22 protein-coding genes are annotated in these 21,644 nt (G+C 68.8%); 18 read left to right on the top strand and 4 right to left on the bottom strand.

The window, feature by feature from the left end:
• Window positions 1-9: 9 nt before the first annotated feature.
• The 3 genes from GDR74_RS10390 to hemB are packed head-to-tail and all read right to left on the bottom strand — an operon-like array spanning window position 10 to window position 3,699.
• Window positions 10-1,251, bottom strand: coding sequence for a threonine ammonia-lyase (locus tag GDR74_RS10390; RefSeq protein ID WP_152586247.1), 1,242 nt, complete (start codon window positions 1,249-1,251; stop codon window positions 10-12).
• 39 nt (window positions 1,252-1,290) lie between these two features.
• Window positions 1,291-2,646 carry a branched-chain amino acid ABC transporter permease gene (locus tag GDR74_RS10385; RefSeq protein ID WP_152586246.1) on the bottom strand — a complete coding sequence of 452 codons (1,356 nt, stop codon included), beginning with the start codon at window positions 2,644-2,646 and terminating at the stop codon, window positions 1,291-1,293.
• Between the two features lie 9 nt (window positions 2,647-2,655).
• Entirely contained in the window at window positions 2,656-3,699 is a 1,044-nt protein-coding gene (hemB, locus tag GDR74_RS10380; protein WP_152586245.1) for a porphobilinogen synthase, read from the bottom strand.
• Between the two features lie 198 nt (window positions 3,700-3,897).
• Here hemB and GDR74_RS10375 point away from each other — a divergent pair, with 198 nt between their 5' ends.
• The 13 genes from GDR74_RS10375 (at window position 3,898) to GDR74_RS10315 (ending at window position 17,374) form a co-directional block, all read left to right on the top strand.
• On the top strand, window positions 3,898-4,950 hold the full coding sequence (locus GDR74_RS10375) for an enoyl-CoA hydratase/isomerase family protein (RefSeq protein WP_152586244.1): 1,053 nt from the start codon (window positions 3,898-3,900) through the stop codon (window positions 4,948-4,950).
• Complete coding sequence (locus GDR74_RS10370; protein ID WP_152586243.1) at window positions 4,950-5,405, top strand: DUF6163 family protein; 456 nt, start codon at window positions 4,950-4,952, stop codon at window positions 5,403-5,405. Before GDR74_RS10375 ends, GDR74_RS10370 begins: the two co-directional genes overlap by 1 nt.
• Before the next feature lie 320 nt (window positions 5,406-5,725).
• The gene (locus GDR74_RS10365; protein ID WP_152586242.1) at window positions 5,726-6,994 is read left to right on the top strand and encodes a L,D-transpeptidase family protein; all 1,269 of its coding nucleotides are present in this window, start codon (window positions 5,726-5,728) and stop codon (window positions 6,992-6,994) included.
• Window positions 6,995-7,195: 201 nt separating this feature from the next.
• Window positions 7,196-8,500, top strand: coding sequence for a serine hydroxymethyltransferase (glyA, locus tag GDR74_RS10360; protein ID WP_152586241.1), 1,305 nt, complete (start codon window positions 7,196-7,198; stop codon window positions 8,498-8,500).
• Between the two features lie 16 nt (window positions 8,501-8,516).
• Window positions 8,517-9,020 (top strand): transcriptional regulator NrdR, encoded by a 504-nt coding sequence (gene nrdR / locus GDR74_RS10355; RefSeq protein WP_152586240.1) that lies wholly within the window; start codon window positions 8,517-8,519, stop codon window positions 9,018-9,020.
• 62 nt (window positions 9,021-9,082) lie between these two features.
• Window positions 9,083-10,162: a bifunctional diaminohydroxyphosphoribosylaminopyrimidine deaminase/5-amino-6-(5-phosphoribosylamino)uracil reductase RibD gene (ribD, locus tag GDR74_RS10350; RefSeq protein WP_152586239.1), complete on the top strand. Its 1,080-nt coding sequence runs from the start codon at window positions 9,083-9,085 to the stop codon at window positions 10,160-10,162.
• Window positions 10,162-10,797 (top strand): riboflavin synthase, encoded by a 636-nt coding sequence (locus GDR74_RS10345; protein ID WP_152586238.1) that lies wholly within the window; start codon window positions 10,162-10,164, stop codon window positions 10,795-10,797. Before ribD ends, GDR74_RS10345 begins: the two co-directional genes overlap by 1 nt.
• A 213-nt stretch (window positions 10,798-11,010) precedes the next feature.
• Window positions 11,011-11,499 (top strand): 6,7-dimethyl-8-ribityllumazine synthase, encoded by a 489-nt coding sequence (gene ribH / locus GDR74_RS10340; RefSeq protein WP_152586237.1) that lies wholly within the window; start codon window positions 11,011-11,013, stop codon window positions 11,497-11,499.
• Window positions 11,500-11,501: 2 nt separating this feature from the next.
• Window positions 11,502-11,984: a transcription antitermination factor NusB gene (gene nusB / locus GDR74_RS10335; protein WP_152586236.1), complete on the top strand. Its 483-nt coding sequence runs from the start codon at window positions 11,502-11,504 to the stop codon at window positions 11,982-11,984.
• 28 nt (window positions 11,985-12,012) lie between these two features.
• On the top strand, window positions 12,013-13,002 hold the full coding sequence (gene thiL, locus GDR74_RS10330; protein WP_152586235.1) for a thiamine-phosphate kinase: 990 nt from the start codon (window positions 12,013-12,015) through the stop codon (window positions 13,000-13,002).
• On the top strand, window positions 12,977-14,209 hold the full coding sequence (locus tag GDR74_RS10325) for an MFS transporter (RefSeq protein ID WP_152586234.1): 1,233 nt from the start codon (window positions 12,977-12,979) through the stop codon (window positions 14,207-14,209). Before thiL ends, GDR74_RS10325 begins: the two co-directional genes overlap by 26 nt.
• 149 nt (window positions 14,210-14,358) lie before the next feature.
• On the top strand, window positions 14,359-16,482 hold the full coding sequence (locus GDR74_RS10320) for a sodium-translocating pyrophosphatase (RefSeq protein ID WP_152586233.1): 2,124 nt from the start codon (window positions 14,359-14,361) through the stop codon (window positions 16,480-16,482).
• A 295-nt stretch (window positions 16,483-16,777) separates the two neighbouring features.
• On the top strand, window positions 16,778-17,374 hold the full coding sequence (locus GDR74_RS10315; RefSeq protein ID WP_152586232.1) for a DUF2087 domain-containing protein: 597 nt from the start codon (window positions 16,778-16,780) through the stop codon (window positions 17,372-17,374).
• A 52-nt stretch (window positions 17,375-17,426) separates the two neighbouring features.
• Here GDR74_RS10315 and GDR74_RS10310 read toward each other — a convergent pair whose 3' ends face one another.
• Complete coding sequence (locus GDR74_RS10310) at window positions 17,427-17,882, bottom strand: outer membrane protein assembly factor BamE (protein ID WP_152586231.1); 456 nt, start codon at window positions 17,880-17,882, stop codon at window positions 17,427-17,429.
• Between the two features lie 102 nt (window positions 17,883-17,984).
• Between GDR74_RS10310 and GDR74_RS10305 the strand changes: the two genes are divergently transcribed.
• The 5 genes from GDR74_RS10305 to GDR74_RS10285 all read left to right on the top strand — a co-directional run bounded on the left by GDR74_RS10305 (window position 17,985) and on the right by GDR74_RS10285 (window position 21,640).
• The gene (locus tag GDR74_RS10305) at window positions 17,985-18,536 is read left to right on the top strand and encodes a ubiquinol-cytochrome C chaperone family protein (protein ID WP_152586230.1); all 552 of its coding nucleotides are present in this window, start codon (window positions 17,985-17,987) and stop codon (window positions 18,534-18,536) included.
• Window positions 18,526-19,041, top strand: coding sequence for a YceD family protein (locus GDR74_RS10300; RefSeq protein WP_152586229.1), 516 nt, complete (start codon window positions 18,526-18,528; stop codon window positions 19,039-19,041). Before GDR74_RS10305 ends, GDR74_RS10300 begins: the two co-directional genes overlap by 11 nt.
• Before the next feature lie 161 nt (window positions 19,042-19,202).
• On the top strand, window positions 19,203-20,237 hold the full coding sequence (plsX, locus tag GDR74_RS10295; protein WP_152586228.1) for a phosphate acyltransferase PlsX: 1,035 nt from the start codon (window positions 19,203-19,205) through the stop codon (window positions 20,235-20,237).
• Between the two features lie 12 nt (window positions 20,238-20,249).
• Complete coding sequence (locus GDR74_RS10290) at window positions 20,250-21,227, top strand: beta-ketoacyl-ACP synthase III (protein ID WP_152586227.1); 978 nt, start codon at window positions 20,250-20,252, stop codon at window positions 21,225-21,227.
• 101 nt (window positions 21,228-21,328) lie between these two features.
• Complete coding sequence (locus GDR74_RS10285; protein WP_152586226.1) at window positions 21,329-21,640, top strand: integration host factor subunit alpha; 312 nt, start codon at window positions 21,329-21,331, stop codon at window positions 21,638-21,640.
• The last annotated feature ends 4 nt before the right edge of the window (window positions 21,641-21,644 follow it).

The raw sequence follows: 21,644 nt of genomic DNA, 5'->3' as shown, positions 1-21,644 counted from the left end.
CGGTTCCTCTCAATAGGCGGTCTCGGACAGGCAGTGCGAATCGATCCGCTTCGGTGCCAGCCCGTCGGCCGCCAGGGCTTCGAATATCTCCCATGTATGTTGTCTGTCGCGGGTTTCGATAGTGATGTCGATGGAAACCCCCTTGGCCGGCACGTCGAGGAACAGGCGGCCGTGCGACACCTCCAGGATGTTGGCGCCGAGATCCCCCAGGCGGCTCGCCACCTTGCCGAGCAGGCCGGGACGGTCGTTCGAGGTGATGCGGAACGACGTGATCCGCTCGTCCCGCTCCAGCTCGCGGACCATGACGGAGGCGAGGATGCGCGCATCGATGTTGCCGCCGCACAGGACGAGGCAGACCCGCTTGCCCCGGAAGCGCTCCGGCTGGGCGAGCATGGCGGCGAGCCCCGCCGCGCCCGCCCCCTCGGCCATGGTGCGCTGCAGGGTGGCGTAGGCGTTGACCGCCCGCTCGATCAGCGCCTCCTCCACCAGGACGATGTCGGAGACCAGCTCCCTGACGACGGGGAGGGCGAGCTGGCCCACGGCCTTCACGGCGATGCCTTCCGCCAGGGTCGCTCCGCCGATCGGCCTGTCCTCGTGGCGGATGGCGTTCTGGAAGGAGGGATAGAGGGCGGCCTCGACCCCGACGATCTCGACGGCGGGATTGAGGGCCTTGGCGGCCACGGCGATCCCGGAGATGAGCCCGCCGCCGCCGATGGGCACCACGATCTGGTCGACCTCCGGCGCGTCCTCCAGGATCTCGAGCCCGATGGTGCCCTGGCCGGCCATGACCTTGGGATCGTCGTAGGGGTGCACGAAGACGAGCCCCTCCTCGGCGGCGATCTGGCGGGCCCGGCCGGCCGATTCGTAGAGCGTCTCGCCGTAGAGGATGACCCTCGCGCCGTAGGCGCGGGTGTTCTGCGCCTTCACCAGGGGAGTGCCTTCGGGCATCACGATGGTGGCGGGGATCCCGAGCCGTCGCGCGTGATAGGCGACCGCCTGGGCGTGGTTGCCGGCCGACATGGCGATGACGCCGCGGCGGCGCTCCTCCGGCGTGAGGCTCTCCAGCTTGACCACCGCGCCCCGCTCCTTGAACGAGCCGGTCGGCTGCATGTTCTCGTGCTTCACGCAGACCGTGGCGCCGGTCAGCTGCGACAGGCGCGGCGCCGGAACCAGGGGCGTGCGCAGCACCTGTCCCCTGATGGTGGCGGCGGCCTTCCTGATGTCGTCGATGGTGATGGCGAAGTCTGCCACGGTTCCCTCCGGTGTCGGTCGTTCTTGTTGCTTCGTCCGTCAGACGCTGCGCGGCGTCAGTTCCCTCATTCCGAGCAGGCCCCCGGGGCGGAAGATCAGAAACACCACCAGGGCGGCATAGAGCGCCACGTCCCGGGCCTCGATGGGTAGATAAGCCGACCAGAGGGTCTCGAACAATCCCACGGCGACGCCGCCGAGGAGAGCGCCGGGAATCGAGCCGATTCCGCCGACGATGGCGGCGATCAGCGCCTTGAGACCGTACTGGAACCCGCCCGCGAAGCCGAGGCCGCCGTACTGCGCCACGATCAGCATGCCGGAGAGACCGGCCATGGCGCCGGCGAGGGCCAGGGTCTGCACCAGGAGCCGCCCGCCGTTCACGCCGAACAGCATCGCGGCCCGGGCGTCGTCCGCATAGGCCCGCCAGGCGAGGCCGAACGGCGTCGCCTTCATGACGAGCATCAGGCTCAGGGAGGCGAAAAGGCCGACGGCCGCCGTGACGAGGGAGATCGGCGTGAGGGTCACGAGGAAGTCCCCCGCCCGGGCCAGGGGCCATTGCTCCGACCAGACCGGCGGCAGCCAGACCGTGACCGGGCTCTGCACGAGGCGGAGATATTCCATGAGAAAAAGCGAGAGGCCGACGGTCGCGATCAGGCTCGGCTGGGTGCTCGCGGCTCTGATTTTCCCTATCGTAAGCATGCCGCCTGCGGCACCGTGCATCGCGCCCGCGAACAGGGCGGCGAGGAGACCGGCGCTGAGGCCGACCGCCGGCAGGCCGATGCCTGCCGCGAGCGCGAGGGCCGCTCCGGTCACGGTTGCGGCGCCTCCCACGGCGGCGAGTTCGCCAAAGGCGAGGTTGATGCGTCCGCTCAGGCCGAACACGAGCGCGTAGGCTACCGAAAGGAGGGCGTAGATCGCCGTGCGCGGCAGGCTGGAGACGAGCTGCTGCAGGGAATAGGCGGCTTCCTGCGGGATTTCCGCCACCTCCGCCAGGGGCGGGCTCCCCGGATCGCCCGCCACGCCTTCGGGGGTGTCGATGTAGTAGTGCTTGAGGAAATAGAGGCTCGCGCCGGAGATCGGGCCCGCCTCGGTCGCGAGGGCGATCAGGTCGGCCTTGCCCGGGGAGAGCCCCTCGGCGGCGAAGCGGCAGACCGCGAACCGGTCGAGGGGCCGGCGGTCGGGGTGTTCCGCCGTGTAGAAGACGACGATGCTCCGGGCGCTTCCGCCCCGCTCGACCCGTTGAACGGTGATCCGGGCTCCGGGATTGAGGGCGGGCAGGGCGCTGCGGCAGACCCGGGTCTGTTCCGCGTCGACCGAGAGGGCGCAGCCGGCAAGCAGCGCCGACGCCGGACCGAGCAGGAGGAACGGCCATGCTCGGAACGGGCCGGAACGCGCCATGGGCGGCGATCAGCCCTGCGACTTCAGCTTCTCCGCGATCCGCGGCGCGAAGTAGGTCAGGATTCCGTCCGCCCCCGCACGCTTGAAGGCGAGGAGGCTCTCCATCATCGCCTTGTCTCCGTCGAGCCATCCGTTCGCCGCCGCGGCCTGGATCATCGCGTACTCGCCGGAGACCTGGTAGGCGAAGGTCGGGACCGCGAAGGTGTCCTTCACGCGCCGGACGATGTCGAGATAGGGCAGGCCGGGCTTGACCATGATCATGTCCGCACCCTCGTCGAGGTCCAGGGCGACCTCCCGCAGGGCCTCGTCCGAGTTGGCCGGGTCCATCTGGTAGGTGCGCTTGTCGCCCACCAGCGTCGCGCTGGTGCCGATGGCGTCCCGGAACGGGCCGTAGAAGGCGGAGGCGTACTTGGCCGCATAGGCCATGATCTGCACGTCCTGGAAGCCCGCTTCGTCCAGCGCCTGCCGGATCGCGCCGACCCGTCCGTCCATCATGTCGGAGGGAGCGATGACGTCCGCGCCCGCCTCGGCCTGGAGCACGGCCTGGCGCGCCAGAAGCGCCACCGTCTCGTCGTTGAGGATGCGCTCGCCCTCCATCACGCCGTCGTGGCCGTGGCTGGTGTAGGGGTCGAGGGCCACGTCGGTGATGATGCCGATCTCCGGGACCGCCCGCTTGATCTCCCGGACCGTGCGGCACACCAGGTTGCGGTTATTGAGGGACTCCGAACCCGTCGGGTCCCGCAGGGACGGATCGGTGTTGGGAAAGAGCGCCAGCGCCGGGATCCGCAGCGCCGCGGCCTTCTCGGCCTCCCGCACCGCCTCGGCCACCGTCAGGCGCTCCACGCCGGGCATGGAGGGAACCGGCTCGCGCCCGCTCGCGCCCTCGGTGAGGAAGATCGGCCAGATCAGGTCGTCGACGGTCAGCACGTTCTCCCGCACCAGCCGTCGCGACCACTCGGCCTTCCGGTTGCGGCGCGGCCGCTGGGCCAGCTGCAGGGACGGCGCGGCCTCGTTCTGGGAGGCGGGACGATGAAGGGGGAAGGGCTTCGACATGGATCCTGGTCCGGTGCCGGCTCCTCGCGCCGGCGGATGGCAGAGGGTTAGCACATTCGAGCGAGTCTAAAAAAGGGTTCGGAGCTGCATGAGAGGGTTGCGGCAGGCGGCGCCGGCGGCCAAGCTCGGCCTCGCTCGATTGACGGGCCTGCCGGCACTTGTTTTAAGCCGCCCGGATGAAAGGATGGGGAGCCTTCCATGGACGAAAGCACGGACATCCTCTGCGAGCGCCGCGGCGCGGCAGGATACGTCACGCTCAACCGGCCCCGCGCCCTGAATGCCCTGAACCTGGGCATGGTTCGGGAGATGACGCGGGCGCTCGAGGCCTGGGCCGCGGATCCCGCCGTCACGCGGGTCATCGTCACGGGAGCGGGCGACAAGGCCTTCTGTGCAGGCGGGGACATCCGCCACCTGACCGAATTCGGGCGGGCGGGCCGCAAGGCGGAGGCCCTCGCGTTCTGGCAGGAGGAATACCGGCTCAATGCGCTCATCAAGCGCTACCCGAAGCCCTACGTCTCCCTGATCGACGGGATCGTCATGGGCGGGGGCGTCGGCGTCTCGCTCCATGGCAGCCACAGGGTCGCCGGGGACCGTTACCTGTTCGCCATGCCGGAGGTCGGCATCGGCTTCTTCCCCGACGTGGGGGCGACCTATGCGCTCCCGCGCCTGCCGGGCAGGACGGGCATGTACGTCGCGCTCACGGGCGAGCGGATCCGCCGCGCCGACGCCGTGATGCTGGGCCTCGCCACCCACGCGGTGGACGGGGCCCGGATGGAAGAGGTCAGGGAGGCTCTCGTCGAGGGCGTGCCGGTGGACCGGGCCCTGTCCGCGGCGGCCGTGAACCCGGGGCCTGCGCCCCTCTCGGCCCATAGGGACCTGATCGACGCCTGCTTCTCGGCGGAGAGCGTGCCCGCGGTCCTGCGCCGCCTCGACGAGGCGGCCGGCAAGGGTTCCGATTTCGCGAGCTCGCTCGCCGCCACCATACGGTCGAAATCGCCCACCAGCCTGCTCATCGCCTTCGAGCAGGTGAGGCGGGGCGGATCGCTCGATTTCGCCGAGGCCATGCGGACCGAGTACCGCATCGTCTCGCGGATCGTCGAAGGCCACGATTTCTACGAGGGCGTCCGGGCGACCCTGATCGACAAGGACGGGAAGCCCCGCTGGCGCCCGGCCAGCCTCGACGAGGTCGATCCGGCCGCCGTGGAGGCCTATTTCGCCAGCCTCGGGCCCGACGAACTGGAGATCGCCTGATGCCCCGCTCTTCCAGCCAGAAGGGGACCCTCGACCTCGCCAGGGATCAGGCCTCGGACCGGATCGAGGAGCGTCCTGCGGCGAAGGCCGCCCTGCGCTGGAGCTTCATTCTCACCTGGTACATGCGCGTCCTCTCGATCCTTTGGATCATGAAGGGGCTCAGCGCCTGGGCGGTGATCCTCGGCGTCTGGACGCCCGGCCAATTCGAGAGCCGGCCCATGCTCTATCAGGCGACGATCATCTATTTCGCCCTCATCGACCTCATCGCCGCCGTCGGGCTCTGGATGGCGAGCACCTGGGGAGGGATCATGTGGCTTCTGGCCGTCATGAGCCATCTGGTGCTGGCGGCTTTCTTTCCCAGCGTCGTCTCCAGCGGCTTCCTGACGATTACGTTCTTCCTGTCCCTCATCGTCTTCTATCTCGGGATCGCCTGGCTCGAGGCGCTTGACAGGTGAGACGCCGTCGTCCCTTGGGACCGAATGGCTTGGCGGCGATTCTTCGAGTTCCTTCCTAGACGCGGCTTCCTAGGGATAGGACCGATCACGAAAGAGTGTATCCGGAATCACACAGGTCTCGATTAGAACGACGGGAACATGGAATCGAAGGCCATCGGGCGTCCGGCCCGGCCGATTTGCCATAAATCGGCCCCGATGTTCCTGGTTTTCGATACCGTTCCTTAATCCAATCCCGGCATTTTCCGCAGGGATTGAAGGCGGTTAAGGAAGAAGTTCCTCTGCTTTCGCCCGTCCTTGAAACAACCGGAATGCCCGCGCTCATGTTGTCTCGCCGCACTCTCCTGACAGGATCGCTTGCCCTCGTCTTCACTCCGGCTACGGCGGCCTTGGCTCAGCAGTTCGCCGGGAACCAGGCCGAGTGGTCGCAGAATTACGAGGCCGCTTCGCGGACCCGGATCCGCCGCACGACGACCCCGATGCTCTCCGCCGACACCCTGGCGGCGACGGAGCAGACCATCGCGCAGTACCGGGACATCGCAGCCCGCGGGGGCTGGCAGCCGGTGCGCGGGGTCGAGGGGCTGCGGGTCGGCGCCAAGAGCCCGGCCGTCATGGCGCTGCGGCAGCGCCTGATCGTCACGGGCGACCTCGATCCGGCGGCCGGCGAATCGCCCATCTACGATTCCTACGTCGAGGCCGGCGTGCGCCGGTTTCAGGCCCGGCACGGCCTCAGCTCGACCGGCACGATGACCGCCGCCACCGTCGCCGCCATGAATGTGCCGGTGGAGGTGCGCATCCGCCAGCTCGAGATCAACGTGGTGCGCCTGCGCAGCTTCTCCGGCAATCTCGGCCAGCGCTACGTGACCGTGAACATTCCCGCCGCGCTGGTCGAGACGGTGGAGAACGGCACGGTCCACACCCGCCACGCCGCGGGCGTCGGCAAGATCGACCGCCAGTCTCCGATCATGAATTCCAAGGTGGTCGAGATCAATTTCAATCCCTTCTGGACTGTCCCGGCCTCGATCATCCGCAAGGACCTGATCCCGAAGATGCAGAAGGAGCCGAACTACCTGACGGAGAACCGGATCCGCATCTTCAACGGCGCCGGCCAGGAGATCAGCCCCAGCCAGGTCAACTGGTTCTCCGACGAGGCGACCCGCTACCGCTTCCGGCAGGATCCCGGCGGCGACCTGAACTCCATGGGCTTCGTGCGCATCAACATCCCGAACCCGCACGGGGTCTACATGCACGACACGCCCTCGAAGGGCATCTTCGGCGACGACTTCCGCTTCGTCTCGTCCGGCTGCGTGCGCGTGCAGAACGTGCGCGACTACATCGAATGGCTCCTCAAGGACACGCCCGGCTGGAGCCGCGAGCAGATCGACGCGGTCTTCAAGTCCGGGGAGCGCATCGATGCGCGGCTGGCCCAGCCCGTTCCGATCTACTGGGTCTACATCACGGCCTGGGCCACGCCCGACGGCCTCGTCCAGTTCCGGGACGACATCTACAACAAGGACGGCCTCGGAAGCTCGATCCCCGTGGCGAGCCGGGTTCCGAACGAGCCGGACCAGGAGATGTTCCTGCAGAACTGACGGTATCCCGTTCCGCCTGCGCGACGGCCCGCCCGAGAGGCGGGCCGTGTCGTTTCGAAAGGCCTGCGGGCGGCTTGGCGCGGTTCCATGGCCCATGTTAAAGGCCTCGAACCGAAGTTCGACGAGATTGCCCCGGGGCGCTGGATCGCACGAGCCCGATCCCCACATTTAAGGGGGCAATCGCAGCAGGCGAGGTCTACCATGAGCGCGAGCGAAGCGGCACGCAGCCACCTGTCCAACAGCTTTTTCTCGGCAAGCCTCGCCGACAGCGATCCGGAGATCGCCCGTGCCATCGAGCTGGAGCTCGGCCGCCAGCGGGACGAGATCGAGCTGATCGCCTCCGAGAATATCGTCTCCCGGGCGGTCCTGGAGGCCCAGGGCTCGGTGATGACCAACAAGTACGCGGAAGGCTATCCAGGCCGCCGGTACTATGGCGGCTGCCAGTTCGTCGACATCGCGGAGGAGCTCGCCATCGAGCGCGCCAAGCGCCTGTTCGACTGCAGGTTCGCCAACGTCCAGCCCAATTCCGGCAGCCAAGCCAACCAGGCCGTGTTCATGGCCCTCATGAAGCCCGGCGACACCTTCATGGGCCTCGATCTCGCCTGCGGCGGCCACCTGACGCACGGCTCGCCGGTCAACATGTCGGGCAAGTGGTTCAACGTGGTCAGCTACAAGGTGCGGCCGGAGGACCAGCTCATCGACATGGACGAGGTGGCCCGCCTGGCCCGTGAGCACAGGCCGAAGGTGATCGTGGCCGGCGGCTCGGCCTATTCCCGCTTCTGGGACTTCGCGCGCTTCCGCGAGATCGCGGACGAGGTCGGGGCCTTCTTCATGGTCGACATCGCCCATTTCGCCGGCCTCGTCGCGGGCGGCGTCCATCCGTCGCCGTTCCCCCATGCGCACGTGGTCACGACCACGACCCACAAGACCCTCCGCGGCCCGCGCGGCGGCATGATCCTCACCAACGACGAGGACCTCGCCAAGAAGATCAACTCCGCCATCTTCCCCGGCCTCCAGGGCGGTCCGCTCATGCACGTGATCGCGGCGAAGGCCGTGGCCTTCGGCGAGGCCCTGCGGCCGGAGTTCAAGCTCTATGCCCGGTCCGTCGTCGAGAACGCGAAGGTCCTGGCCGACACGCTGGTCTCGGGCGGCTACGCCATCGTCGCGGGCGGAACGGACAACCACCTCATGCTGGTCGACCTGCGCCCCAAGAAGCTCACGGGCAAGGCCGCGGAGGCTGCCCTGGGACGGGCGCACATCACCTGCAACAAGAACGGCGTGCCCTTCGACCCGGAGAAGCCGATGGTGACCTCGGGCATCCGCCTCGGCACCCCGGCCGCGACCTCGCGCGGGTTCGGCGTTTCGGAGTTCCGCCGCGTCGGCGAGCTGATCGTGGAGACCCTGGACGGGCTCGCCAAGCACGGCGAGGAGGCGAACGCCGCCGTCGAGGCGTCCGTGAAGGGCCGGGTCCACGAGCTGACCCGCCGCTTCCCCATCTACGGCTGAGGGTTGGGCGGACGACATGCGCTGTCCCTATTGCGGGAGCCTCGATACGCAGGTGAAGGATTCCCGGCCGACGGACGATTCTTCGGCCATCCGCCGCCGGCGCGTCTGCCCCGATTGCGGCGGCCGCTTCACCACCTTCGAACGCGTGCAGCTGCGCGAGCTCTATGTGGTGAAGCGCTCCGGCCGGCGCGTGCCCTTCGACCGGGACAAGCTCGAGCGCTCCGTCGAGGTCGCCCTGCGCAAGCGGCCCGTGGACCCTGAGCGGGTCGAGCGGATGCTCAACGGCATCGTCCGGCAGCTCGAGAGCATGGGCGACGCGGACGTGTCGAGCGAGACCGTAGGCGAACTCGTCATGGAGGGGCTCAAGGGGCTCGACGACGTGGCCTATGTGCGCTTCGCGTCCGTCTACAAGAACTTCCGCGAAGCCAAGGATTTCGAAGAGATTCTGGGACACCTGGCGAGCGAGGAGCCCGAGGCGGAGCCTTCCGCGCCGGGGAAGAATCCCGTGCGGTCGGAGTGATGTCCGGCTCCCCCCCCTCAGGAGATCCCGCGCCCGGGGGATCTCCCCATGACCGCCGCCTCATGGCGCTCGCCATCGCGCTCGGCGCCCGCCAGCGCGGCCTGACCTGGCCCAATCCCGCCGTCGGGGCGGTGATCGTGGACGAGGCGCAGGGCGAGCCGCTGATCCTCGCCGTCGGCGCGACCCAGCCCGGAGGCCGTCCCCATGCGGAGCGGGTCGCCCTCGCCGCGGCGGGCGAGCGGGCCCGCGGCGCGACCCTGTACGTCTCCCTGGAACCTTGCTCCCATCACGGCAAGACGCCGCCCTGCGCCGACGCCGTCGCGGAGGCGGGCATCGCCCGCGTGGTTTCGGCCATCGCCGACCCGGATTCCCGCGTGGCCGGCAAGGGCCACGACCGGCTTCGCCGGGCAGGCATCGCCGTCGAGGTGGGCTGCATGGCCGAGGAGGCCCGGCGCGTCCACCGCGGGCACATCGTCCGGGTCACGAAGGGCCGGCCGGCGGTGACCGTGAAGCTCGCCCGGACCACGGAGGGATTCGCGGGCTCGCGCCAGGGGCCGCGCCTCATGATCACGGGCGAGATCGCCAACGGACGCGTCCACCTGATGCGCGCCCACGCGGACGCGGTCATGGTGGGGGTCGGGACGATCCTCGCGGACGACCCGCTCCTGACCGTGCGCCTGCCGGGGCTCGGGCAGCGGTCCCCCCTGCGCGTCGTCGTCGACAGCCGCCTGCGGATCCCCCTCGGATCGAAGGTGGTCGCCGGAGCGCGGGAGCGGCCGACCTGGGTCGTCGCCACCGAGGCGGCGCCCGTCGAGGCCGAGCGCGCCCTCGCTGCGGCGGGCGTGGAGGTGATCCGCGTCCCGGCGGACGGGGAGGGCCGCGCCCTGCTGCCGGAGGCCTTGCGCCGCCTGGGCGAGCGCGGGCTCACCAGCGTCCTCTGCGAGGGCGGGCCCGCCCTGGCGGATGCGCTGGCGCGGCTCGACCTGGTGGACGACCTCGTGCTGGTGACCGGCGGGTCCGGACGGGGCCGGGGCGACGTTCCGGCCCTGGGCCTCGCCCTCCAGGAGCGGATGGACGGCCTGCGCCCCGCCGGCGAGGAGCAGCTGGGCTCCGATCTGTTCATGTTCTGGGAGAGACCCTGATGTTCACCGGTATCGTCACCGACATTGGCGAGGTCGTCGCGGTGGAAGGCGCGCAGGGAACCCTGCGGCGCCTGCGGATCCATGCGTCCTACGATCCCGAAACCATCGCGCTCGGCGCGTCCATCGCCTGCGGCGGGCCCTGCCTCACGGTGGTGGCGGTCGGCGCGCGCGAGGGCGGCTGCTGGTTCGAGGTGGATGCGGCGAGCGAGACGCTGGAGCGCACCACGGTCCCTCACTGGGAGGCCGGGACGCGCATCAACCTTGAGCGCTCCCTGAAGATCGGCGACGAACTCGGCGGACACATGGTCACCGGCCATGTGGACGGGGTCGCGTCGATCGTCGCGCGGGAGGCGATCACCGCAGGCGACGACCCGTGGGGGCCGACGGCCCGCTTCTACGTCAAGGCGCCCGCGGCGCTCGCTCCCTTCATCGCGGAGAAGGGCTCCGTCTGCCTCGACGGCACGTCGCTGACCGTGAACTCGGTCAACGACGACGTGTTCTCCGTCCTGATCATCCCGCATACGCTTGCCGTCACCACCTGGGGGGATCGTCAGGTCGGCGATCCGGTAAATCTGGAGGTCGATTTGATGGCGCGCTACGTGGCACGGCTTGCGGAGGCGCGCCGGGCAGGGTAGGGGACGCGCGAAACCTTCCCTACGGAGCGCGTCGCTTTCACCTCCGGGAACAGGGACGAAACCCCGCCGGACGGACGGTCCATCGTTCCGGCTCGCATGGCGGGGCATCTCAGAGAGCGCTGGCCTCTCCGCCGTGCCGCCGTCCCGGTCCTCCCGGGCGATGCCGAGGGCGGATGGGCCCGGCGCCATCGGCACATTGCAGATCGGTTTTCCATGGTTGCGCATACGAAGTCCTCAAACGAACGCCCGCCGGTTCCCGGAGCCCGGATCCTCGTGGTCGAGGCCCGGTTCTACGACGACATCGCCGACGAGTTGCTGCGCGGCGCCCGGCAGGCGGCCGAGGCGGCGCAGGCCAGCGTCGACGTTCTGACCGTCGACGGCGCGCTGGAGATTCCCGCCACCGTGGCCATCGCCCTCGATGCGGCGGAGAGGGCCGGGCGGCCCTACGATGCGGTGGTGGCGCTGGGCTGCGTCATCCGCGGCGAGACGGGGCATTACGACATCGTTGCGGGCGAGAGCGCCCGGGCCCTCATGGACCTGTCGGTGGAGCGCCGCATCCCCCTCGCCAACGGCATCCTCACCGTGGAGAACGACGAGCAGGCCTGGACCCGCGCCCGGGTCGGCGAATTGAATAAGGGCGGGGGCGCCGTCGAGGCGGCCCTCGCCGTCCTGCGCATCCGGCGCAAGCTTCAGGAGGCCTGACCATGGCGAAGCCCGCAGAGCGTTCGGCCGCGCGTCTCGCAGCCGTGCAGGCCCTCTATCAGATGGACGTGTCCGGCAAGGGCGTGATCGATGCCCTCGCCGAGTTCGAGGCGTTCTGGATCGGCCGGGAGGTCGAGGGCATCGAATTCCAGCCCTCGGACCTGGAATTCTTCCGCAACATCCTTTCGGGCGTGGTGCAGAACCAGCGCCCCATCGACGTGAAGATCGACAAGGCCCTCGCCGAGGGCTGGCCCTTGAAACGCATCGAGGCGGTGCTGCGGGCGATCCTCCGCGCCGGCGCCTACGAGCTGATGTTCCGCAAGGACGTTCCCGCGCGCGTGGTGATCTCCGAATACGTCGACGTGGCCCACGGCTTCTACCACGAGGACGAACCGGGCCTCGTGAACGCCGTTCTCGACACGCTCGCCCGCGACGTGCGCGCGGGCGAGCTCGAGAAGAAGGCCGCCGGGCACCCGAAGCGCTAGGACCGGCTGGACGGGGAGGCTACGGCCCATGGCATCCGCGCCTCGCCCCTCGGAGGACGCTCTCATCGCCCGCTTCTTCGCGCCGCTCGCGGCGGCGGGAGGGCTGGGGCTGAAGGATGACGCGGCCTGCATCAGCCCGCGTCCCGGCCACGACCTCGTGGTGACGACGGACGCTCTCGTCGAGACGGTTCACTTCCTGCCCGGCGACCCGCCGGACTCGGTGGCGCGCAAGGCGCTCGGCGTGAACGTGTCCGACCTTGCCGCGAAGGGGGCCGAGCCGGTCGGCTTCCTGCTGGCCCTCGCCCTGCCGGAGGACTGGACCGAGTCCTGGCTCGCGGCCTTCGCCGCAGGACTCGGGGAGGCCGCGGGCGATTTCGGCTGCCCTCTCCTCGGGGGGGACACCGTGAAGGCGAAGGGGGCCCTGACCCTGTCCGTCACCGCTCTCGGGGAGGTGCCGGCCGGCCGCATGGTGCCGCGCACGGCCGCCAAGGCGGGCGACATCCTGTGCGTCACCGGCACCATCGGCGACGGGGCCCTCGGCCTCGACCTGCGCGGCGACCCGGCCTGGGCGGCGGCGCTCGATGCCGGCGAGAGGGATTTCCTGGCGGCCCGCTACCTCCACCCGCAGCCCCGGCACCGGCTCGCGGCCGCCCTGCGGGAGAACGCCCGCGCATCCATGGACGTCTCGGACGGTCTCGCCGGCGACCTCGCCAAGATGATGCGGGCAAGCGGAGTCTCCGCCACGGTCGATCTGGACCGCGTGCCGCTCTCGCCCGCTGCCGCCAGGGCCGTGCGGGCCGAGCCCGGACTGATCGACCGGATCGTCACGGGCGGGGACGATTACGAGATCCTCTGTGCCGTTCCGGAAAAAAAACTCGACAGGCTGCGCCTGGAGGCGGAAGGGTGCGGCATTGCGCTTTCCGTCATCGGCCAGGTCGTCCCGGGACACGGGGCACCGGTCTTTCGGACAGCGGCAGGCGAAAGACGGTACGATGTCGGCTCCTTCTCTCACTTCTGATGCGGCGGCTCCCCGGGCGGACGGCCTCGCCCGCCATAACGCCCTCGTGCTCGCCTGCGCGCAGGCCCTGGGAGGGGCGAACCCGGCGATCGTCGTCTCGCTCGGGGGTCTCGTCGGGCAGGTGCTCGCGCAGAACAAGGAACTGGCGACGCTGCCCGTGAGCCTCACCAATCTCGGGCTCGCCCTGGGCACGGTGCCTGCCGCCATCCTCATGCGCCGTGTGGGGCGCCGCAGCGCCTATATCTGCGGCGCGGCCATCTGCGTCTTCGCCGGATGCCTCGCCGCCTTCGGCATCGCCTCGGCCAGCTTCGTGCTCTTCTGCCTCGGCACCTTCATTTCCGGCCTCTACGGCTCCTTCGTGCAGAGCTATCGCTTCGCCGCCACCGATTCCGCGTCGGATGCGTTCAAGCCGCGGGCCATCTCCTGGGTGATGACGGGCGGCCTCGCCGCCGGGATCATCGGCCCGCAGACGGTGATCTGGACCCGGGACCTGATCCCCGCCGCCCCCTTCGCAGGCGGCTTCCTGGGGCAGGCGGGCCTTGCGCTCCTTTCCCTCGTCGTCGTCTCCTTCCTGCGGCCGCCGCCGGCCCCCGCGTCCAGGGCGTCGGCAGGGGCGCCCGGCGGCAGGCCCCTCAGGCAGATCGTCGCCCAGCCGCGCTTCATCGTCGCCGTGGCCGCGGGCCTCGTCTCCTACGGGCTCATGAGCTTCATCATGACGGCGGCGCCGCTCGCCATGATCGGCTGCGGGCATCCGGTCGGCGCCGCCGCCCTCGGCATCCAGTGGCACATCCTCGCCATGTTCGGCCCGAGCTTCTTCACGGGCCGCCTCATCGGGCGCTTCGGCAAGGGCCCGGTCACGGCGGCAGGCCTCCTGCTCATCGCCTTGGCCGCCGCCATCGGCCTGTCGGGGCTCACCATCGCCCACTTCTGGGGCACGCTGATCCTGCTCGGGATCGGCTGGAACTTCGGCTTCATCGGCGCCACCGCCCTGGTGACCGACTGCTACCGGCCGGAGGAGCGGACGCGCGTGCAGGCCGCCAACGACTTCCTGGTGTTCGGCGCGGTTGCCGTTGCGTCATTCTCGTCGGGCAAGCTTCTGAACGCGGGCGGCTGGGAAAGCGTGAACTGGCTGGTCTTCCCGCCCGTGATCGTCGCGCTGATCCTGCTCGCCTGGCAGAAGAGCGGGAAAGTTCCCGCGGCGACGTGAAGTCTTTGCTGTGAGTCATTCGGAAGTTGCGTTGCGGGCCGCCTTGATTTTTGGCAGCGTTTGCAGACTTCGCTGGGGGTAAGGGCCGATCAAGGCCGACAATCGGGCTTTGAGCGCGGCATTCTGCTTCCCATAACAAGGATGGCACAATGGCACTCACCCTGATTATCTTGGGCGGCCTTCTTTCGGTAGCTTATGGCCTCTGGGCCATCAACGACGTGATGAAGCGCGACGCCGGCTCTCAGCGCATGCAGGAGATCGCCGCGGCGATCGCCGAAGGCGCCAAGGCGTACCTGCGGCGGCAGTACATCACCATCGCCATGGTCGGCGTGGTGCTCTTCATCGTCATCGCCTATCTGCTCGGCATCCGCGTTGCCATCGGCTTCGCCATCGGCGCCATCCTTTCGGGAGCGGCGGGCTTCATCGGCATGAACGTGTCTGTCCGCGCGAACGTCCGCACCGCGCAGGCGGCGACCCAGTCCCTCGGCGGCGGCCTCGACGTGGCCTTCAAGGCCGGCGCCGTGACGGGCCTTCTGGTCGCGGGCCTGGCGCTTCTCGGCGTCGCCCTCTACTTCGGCTATCTTACCCGGATCGCGGGACTCGCCCCCGGCAGCCGCGAGGTGATCGACAGCCTCGTGGCGCTCGGCTTCGGCGCCTCGCTCATTTCCATCTTCGCCCGTCTCGGCGGCGGCATCTTCACCAAGGGCGCCGACGTGGGCGGCGATCTCGTGGGCAAGGTCGAGGCCGGCATCCCGGAGGACGACCCGCGCAACCCGGCCACCATCGCCGACAACGTGGGCGACAACGTGGGCGACTGCGCCGGCATGGCGGCGGACCTCTTCGAGACCTATGCGGTGACGGTGGTCGCCACCATGGTGCTCGCGGCGATCTTCTTCGCCGGCCAGCCGATCCTCGATTCGATGCTGCTCTATCCGCTCGGCATCGGCGCGGCCTGCATCGTCACCTCCATCATCGGCACGTTCTTCGTGAAGCTCGGTCAGAACGAGTCGATCATGGGCGCCCTCTACAAGGGTCTCATCGTCACCGGAATCCTGTCGATTGCGGCCATTGCCCTCGTCACGTACTTCACCATCGGGTTCGGCCCGGTGCCGGGCACGTCCTATTCGGGCCAGGCGCTGTTCTGGTGCGCGGTGGCGGGCCTTGCGGTGACGGCGCTCATCGTCGTCATTACCGAGTACTACACCGGCGTCGGCTTCCGGCCGGTGCGCTCCATCGCCCAGGCCTCGGTGACAGGGCACGGCACCAACGTGATCCAGGGCCTCGCGGTGTCGCTGGAGTCGACGGCGCTTCCGGCCCTCGTGATCATCGCGGGCATCATCGTCGGCTACACCCTCGCGGGTCTGTTCGGCATCGCCATCGCGGTGACGGCGATGCTCGCGCTCGCCGGCATGATCGTGGCGCTCGACGCCTTCGGTCCCGTCACCGACAACGCGGGCGGCATCGCGGAGATGTCCGGCCTGCCGAAGGAGGTGCGCAAGTCCACCGACGCTCTCGACGCGGTGGGCAACACCACGAAGGCGGTGACCAAGGGCTACGCCATCGGCTCGGCGGGCCTCGGCGCGCTGGTGCTGTTCGCGGCCTATACGTCGGACCTCAACTACTTCACCCAGAATGCGGCGACCTTCCCGTACTTCCAGGGCGTGAAGCCGGACTTCTCCCTCGCCAATCCCTATGTGGTGGTGGGCCTGCTCTTCGGCGGCCTGATCCCGTTCCTGTTCGGCGGCATCGCGATGACGGCGGTGGGCCGCGCGGCGGGTTCGGTGGTCGAGGAGGTGCGGCGGCAGTTCCGCGAGAAACCGGGAATCATGGCCGGCAAGGACCGTCCCGATTACGGGCGCGCGGTGGACATGCTCACCCGCGCGGCGATCAAGGAGATGATCGTTCCCTCCCTGCTGCCCGTGCTCGCGCCGATCGTGACCTACTTCGTGGTCTATGCGATCGCGGGGAAGAGCCAGGCCTTCTCGGCGGTGGGCGCCATGCTCCTCGGCGTGATCGTCACCGGCCTGTTCGTCGCCGTCTCCATGACCTCGGGCGGCGGCGCCTGGGACAACGCGAAGAAGTCCTTCGAGGACGGCTTCACGGATGCCTCCGGCACCACGCACCACAAGGGCTCCGAGGCGCACAAGGCCTCCGTCACCGGCGACACCGTCGGCGATCCCTACAAGGACACCGCGGGCCCGGCCGTGAACCCGGCGATCAAGATCACCAACATCATCGCCCTGCTGCTGCTGGCGATCCTGGCGCATTCCTGATCCCGCCCGACGGTATCCACGAACCGGCCCCGCAGGTTCGCCTGCGGGGCTTTTCCGTTTCGCCCGCGGTGGGTTGCGCTGCCATGTCAGGCGATGCGGGGAGGACGCTTGATCCGGGAGACCCTCCGTATTATCGAGGGGAACGGTCTGCAGTTCACCGAGGCATCGCCGCCCGTTCCGGGTTCGCTAAACCTGCCACTCCCATCACTCGACGGACACCTCTCTCCCGTGCCGCGTCGGAAGGGCGATCACCGGTCATCCCGCGTCGGACAGGCACGGCATCGAGGGATAGGTCATGTCCAGAACGGCCCTGCCATTTCATTCTCGCGACATTTCCGCGCTGGCCCGCTCCCTGCGCCAGCAGCTCGCGGCCCACAAGGCTCTGCCGGGGCACGTGGAAATGCTCAACATGCTGGCCCGCTCGGTCGGGCACCGCAACTTCCAGCAGCTTCGTGCGCAGGCCGAAGCCCATGCGCGCCTGAGCGAGCCCCCGCCGGCCGAGGAGCCGGTCGATTTCCGCAGGCTCGAGCGGCTGGCGCGCTGCTACGACTCCGAGGGGCGGCTCCGGCGCTGGCCCGCCAGGAACGGCGAGCGGCTCGTCGCCCTCTGGGTGCTTTGGTCCCGCCTCCCGGCCAGGGAGACCATGTCGGAGCGGGAGGTGAACGAGAGGCTCCAGGCCATGCACGGCTTCGGGGACCATGCGCTCCTGCGGCGTGAGCTCTGCGATCTGGGGCTGATGGCGCGGACCCGGGACGGGCGCGTCTACCGCCGCGTGGAGCGGCCCATGCCCGCCGAGGCGAAAGCGTTGGTCCGCGCCCTGAAGCGCAGGGGCGGGACGGGAGACCGTCCGGACATGCCGCCTCCCGCTCGCCGGGCAGCGCAGGCGCCCTGAAACGAAAAAGGCCGGGCCCAATGCCCGGCCTTCCCAGTTGCCCCTGGGGGAATCAGGATCCGAAGGGATTGAAGCTGTTGGTGCCCTTGAGGATCTGGCCCAGGAAGCTCGTCTCCTGGCCGCCCGAGGGAGTGGTGCGGGTGATGAAGTCGAACACCTTGCCGTCCTGCAGGCCGTAGAGGGCGACCCGCTCCACCCGGAGGTTCTTGTCGAAATAGACCGCCATTACCTTCTGGTCGACGACCTGCTCGCCCATGAACTGGAAGGTGCGCCGGGAGGTCTGGCTGATGTAGTACCAGGTCTTGTTGCCGACGGTGGACACGGTCGACGGGGTCCCGAGCGTGGTGAGCACCTGCTCGCCGCTCATGCCCTTCTTGACCTGGCTGACGGTGCGCTCGTCCACGAAGTATCCGCGATGGAATTCTTCCCCGCCCATGCAGCCGGCAAGAGACGTGGCCAGGAAAGTCGCTGCCGCCAAGCGCACGAAGAGAGAGTGATATCGACGCATCGTAAGGTTCTTCCAGGATTGTAGCGCGGACAAGCTTGCGCCTTCGGATGCTGATGGCGTAACCCGGTGTCACGTTTTTGACAAGGCGGGAAGGCCCAGACGGTGATCTTCAGGCTGTTTCGGAAGGATCCTCGGCGCGTCCTGATCGCGTCCCTCTACAAGCGGGTGGCCGATTCCTCGCGCGTGCCGGGGCTCTATTCGGCGCTCGGCATTCCGGATACTCTGGAGGGGCGTTTCGAGTCCCTGTCCCTGCACATGGTCCTGACCCTTCGAGCCCTGCGCCCGCTTCCAGCCCCGGCCGACGACGTGGCCAAGGACCTCACCGATGCGTTCTTCGCGGACCTGGACGCCTCCCTGCGGGAGATGGGCGCGGGCGACACGGCGGTGCCCAAGCGCATGAAAAAGCTCGCATCCTCCTTCTACGGCCGGGCCCACGCCTATGACGGTCCCCTGGACACGAGGGACGTCGCCGCCCTGGCCAACGCCCTAGGGCGCAATGCCTGCGGCTCGGATGCGCCGGCCTTGTCGCTCGCCCGCTACGCCCTGGCCGCGGACGAAGCCCTGAAGCAGGCCGACCTCGCCTCGCTCATGGAGCGGGGACCCGTTTTCCCGAAACCCGATGCCTTCGCAGGGGAGGAACGCCATGACGCCTGAAGCCGTCGGTCCGCTGACCCGGGTGGTGGACGTCGCCAACATCCCGCCGTCCGGCAAGCACGTCCGGGTGGAGGCCTCCGAGGAGGAGTGCCGGGCGCTCGCGCAGGATTTCGGCCTTCCCGGCATCCAGGCGCTCTCCGGGGACTTCAATCTCACCGCCTCGGCCAAGGGCGTCCACGTCGCCGGGGTCGTGAAGGCCGCCATCACCCAGATCTGCGTGGTGAGCCTCGACCCCTTCGATTCGAACATCGAGGAGGAGGTGGAGGTCGACTTCGCCGAGGCCTCGGGCATGCCTCCGGAGCCGCCCACGGACGTGCACGAGTACGAACCCCCTGACGAGATCGTGAACGGGCAGATCGACCTCGGCGCCCTCACGGCCGAATTCCTGGCCCTGGGCCTCGATCCCTATCCCCGCAAGCCGGGGATCAGCTTCGACTACAAGGACCCGAAGGACGTCAAGGACTCGCCCTTCGCGGCGCTGGATAGCCTGAAAGGCAAGGAGTAGAGCCCCGGGCAGCTCCGCCCCGGTTCCGGGCCGGCCTGCGGCCGGTCTCCGGCCGGTCTCCGGCCGCGGCGGGCCGCCCTGGAACAGAATTCGGTTGCGGCGCACCGGCAAACCGTTATTTTCCGCCCCCTGTCGAACCACCTCAGAGAGAACGACCGTTCATGCCCCAGCCAGTCCGGATCTCGCTTGACGCGATGGGCGGCGACCACGGCCCGTCCGTCGTGATTCCAGGCGCCGCGTTGGCTGTCGAGCGCCACCCCGACGTACGGTTCCTGATCTTCGGGAACGAGCAGGTCCTCGCCCAGATCCTCAACGGCTATCCGAAGCTGAAGGAGGCGTCGGAGATCCGCCATACGGAGATCGCCATCGGCATGGACGAGAAGCCGAGCCAGGCGATCCGCATGGGCCGCGGGCGCTCGTCCATGTGGAAATGCGTTCAGGCGGTGAGGGACGGGGAGGCGGACGCCGCGGTTTCCGCCGGCAACACGGGCGCCCTGATGGCGACCGCCAAGATCTGCCTCAAGACCATGGCCCATATCGAGCGGCCCGCCATCGCCGCCATGTGGCCGACCCTGCGCGGCGAGAGCATCGTCCTCGACGTGGGCGCGACCATCGGCGCCGATGCGGGGCATCTGGTCGACATGGCGATCATGGGCGCCGCCATGGCCCGCATCGTCTTCGACCTCGACCGGCCCACGGTCGGCCTCCTGAATGTCGGGACCGAGGAGATCAAGGGCATCGAGACCGTGAAGGAGGCCGGGCGCATCCTGCGGGAATCGAACCTGCCGCACCTCGAGTACAAGGGGTTCGTGGAGGGCGACGACCTCGGCAAGGGCACGGTCGACGTGGTGGTGACGGAGGGGTTCACGGGCAACATCGCCCTCAAGACCGCAGAGGGCACCGCCAAGCAGATCGGGGAGTATCTCCGCGCCGCCATGAGCCGGACGCTCATGGCCAAGATCGGCTATCTCTTCGCTAAACAGGCCTTCAATGCCCTCAAGGACAAGATGGACCCGCGCAAGGTCAACGGCGGCGTCTTCCTCGGCCTCGAAGGCGTCGTGGTGAAGAGTCACGGCGGAACCGACGCCCTCGGCTTCGCCAGCGCCATAGACGTGGCCTATGACATGGCGCATTTCGAATTGATGAAGACGATCCGGGGCATGCTGGAGCATGACCCGGTGGAGCAACAGGCCTGAGGAAGGCAAAACTTGAAACGCATCCGTTCCATTGTGCGCGGTGTCGGCTCGTACCTGCCGAAGCGGCGCGTCACCAATTACGATCTCGAGAAGCTCGTCGAGACGTCCCATGACTGGATCGTGCAGCGCACCGGCATCGAGGCGAGGCACATCGCCGCCGACGACGAGACCACGTCGGTCCTCGGCATCCGGGCGGCCGAGGCGGCCCTCGCCGATGCGGGGCTCACCGTGGCCGACATCGACCTGATCGTCTGCGCGACCTCGACGCCGGACTATACCTTTCCCTCGACCGCGACGCTCATCCAGGCCGGCCTGGGCATGCACCACGGCGCCGCCTTCGACCTCCAGGCGGTCTGCACCGGCTTCGTCTATGCGGTGGCCACCGCCGACAAGTTCCTCATGTCCGGCTCGCACAAGCGCGCCCTCGTGATCGGGGCGGAGACCTTCTCGCGCATCCTCGACTGGCAGGACCGCACCACCTGCGTCCTTTTCGGCGACGGCGCCGGCGCCATCGTGCTCGAGGCCCAGGAGGGGGAGGGGACCTCCGCCGACCGGGGCGTCCTCACCTCGCAGCTGCGTTCGGACGGCCGCTACCGGGACAAGCTCTACGTGAACGGCGGTCCCGGCTCGACCAAGACCACCGGCGTGCTGAAGATGGAGGGGCGTGAGGTCTTCCGCTTCGCCGTGGGCTCCGTGACCGACGTGGTGCAGGACGCCTTCGACGCTACCGGAATCACGGCCGAGGAACTCGACTGGTTCGTGCCCCACCAGGCCAACAGGCGCATCATCACCGCGAGCGCCGACAAGCTCGGCATCGCCCAGGAGAAGGTGGTGATCACCGTCGACCGGCACGGGAACACCTCCGCCGCCTCGATCCCGCTCGCCCTGGACGTGGCCTGCAAGGACGGGCGCATCAAGAAGGGCGACCTCGTCATGATCGAGGCGATCGGCGGGGGCTTCACCTGGGGGAGCGCCCTGATCCGCTGGTGAGGCGACATTCTCCCGTTCTGTCAACGGGTTGACCATACGGCGCCTTGTGCATAGCGTCTGCGGACATGGAGCCCGGCGCGTCCGGGCCTTGGGGGATTTCGATGGCAGGCAAAACTGTGACGCGGGCGGACCTGAGCGAGGCCGTCTACCAGAAGGTCGGTCTCTCCCGCACGGAATCGGCCGAGCTCGTGGAGCGCGTGCTGGCGGAGATCTGCGACTGTCTCGCCGCGGGCGAGACCGTGAAGCTGTCCTCGTTCGGCTCCTTCATCGTCCGCGAGAAGGGCGAGCGCATCGGCCGCAACCCGAAGACGGGCGTCGAGGTGCCGATCGACCCGCGCCGGGTCATGGTGTTCAAGCCTTCCAACGTGCTCAAGGCACGGATCAACGGCGAAACGGCCAACGGCGAGGATTGAGAGC

The organism is Microvirga thermotolerans, assembly GCF_009363855.1.
Classification (GTDB): Bacteria; Pseudomonadota; Alphaproteobacteria; order Rhizobiales; family Beijerinckiaceae; genus Microvirga; species Microvirga thermotolerans.
Note: the sequence above shows the minus strand (reverse complement) of the source record. Positions and strands in the feature narration are given on the sequence as shown.

Excerpts from the sequence above, each read along its gene's own strand:
- GDR74_RS10385 (WP_152586246.1), bottom strand. The coding sequence starts at position 2,646 with ATGGCGCGTTCCGGCCCGTTCCGAGCATGGCCGTTCCTCCTGCTCGGT.
- hemB (WP_152586245.1), bottom strand. The coding sequence starts at position 3,699 with ATGTCGAAGCCCTTCCCCCTTCATCGTCCCGCCTCCCAGAACGAGGCC.
- GDR74_RS10375 (WP_152586244.1), top strand. The coding sequence starts at position 3,898 with ATGGACGAAAGCACGGACATCCTCTGCGAGCGCCGCGGCGCGGCAGGA.
- GDR74_RS10370 (WP_152586243.1), top strand. The coding sequence starts at position 4,950 with ATGCCCCGCTCTTCCAGCCAGAAGGGGACCCTCGACCTCGCCAGGGAT.
- GDR74_RS10365 (WP_152586242.1), top strand. The coding sequence starts at position 5,726 with ATGTTGTCTCGCCGCACTCTCCTGACAGGATCGCTTGCCCTCGTCTTC.
- glyA (WP_152586241.1), top strand. The coding sequence starts at position 7,196 with ATGAGCGCGAGCGAAGCGGCACGCAGCCACCTGTCCAACAGCTTTTTC.
- nrdR (WP_152586240.1), top strand. The coding sequence starts at position 8,517 with ATGCGCTGTCCCTATTGCGGGAGCCTCGATACGCAGGTGAAGGATTCC.
- ribD (WP_152586239.1), top strand. The coding sequence starts at position 9,083 with ATGGCGCTCGCCATCGCGCTCGGCGCCCGCCAGCGCGGCCTGACCTGG.
- GDR74_RS10345 (WP_152586238.1), top strand. The coding sequence starts at position 10,162 with ATGTTCACCGGTATCGTCACCGACATTGGCGAGGTCGTCGCGGTGGAA.
- ribH (WP_152586237.1), top strand. The coding sequence starts at position 11,011 with ATGGTTGCGCATACGAAGTCCTCAAACGAACGCCCGCCGGTTCCCGGA.
- nusB (WP_152586236.1), top strand. The coding sequence starts at position 11,502 with ATGGCGAAGCCCGCAGAGCGTTCGGCCGCGCGTCTCGCAGCCGTGCAG.
- thiL (WP_152586235.1), top strand. The coding sequence starts at position 12,013 with ATGGCATCCGCGCCTCGCCCCTCGGAGGACGCTCTCATCGCCCGCTTC.
- GDR74_RS10325 (WP_152586234.1), top strand. The coding sequence starts at position 12,977 with ATGTCGGCTCCTTCTCTCACTTCTGATGCGGCGGCTCCCCGGGCGGAC.
- GDR74_RS10320 (WP_152586233.1), top strand. The coding sequence starts at position 14,359 with ATGGCACTCACCCTGATTATCTTGGGCGGCCTTCTTTCGGTAGCTTAT.
- GDR74_RS10315 (WP_152586232.1), top strand. The coding sequence starts at position 16,778 with ATGTCCAGAACGGCCCTGCCATTTCATTCTCGCGACATTTCCGCGCTG.
- GDR74_RS10310 (WP_152586231.1), bottom strand. The coding sequence starts at position 17,882 with ATGCGTCGATATCACTCTCTCTTCGTGCGCTTGGCGGCAGCGACTTTC.
- GDR74_RS10300 (WP_152586229.1), top strand. The coding sequence starts at position 18,526 with ATGACGCCTGAAGCCGTCGGTCCGCTGACCCGGGTGGTGGACGTCGCC.
- plsX (WP_152586228.1), top strand. The coding sequence starts at position 19,203 with ATGCCCCAGCCAGTCCGGATCTCGCTTGACGCGATGGGCGGCGACCAC.
- GDR74_RS10285 (WP_152586226.1), top strand. The coding sequence starts at position 21,329 with ATGGCAGGCAAAACTGTGACGCGGGCGGACCTGAGCGAGGCCGTCTAC.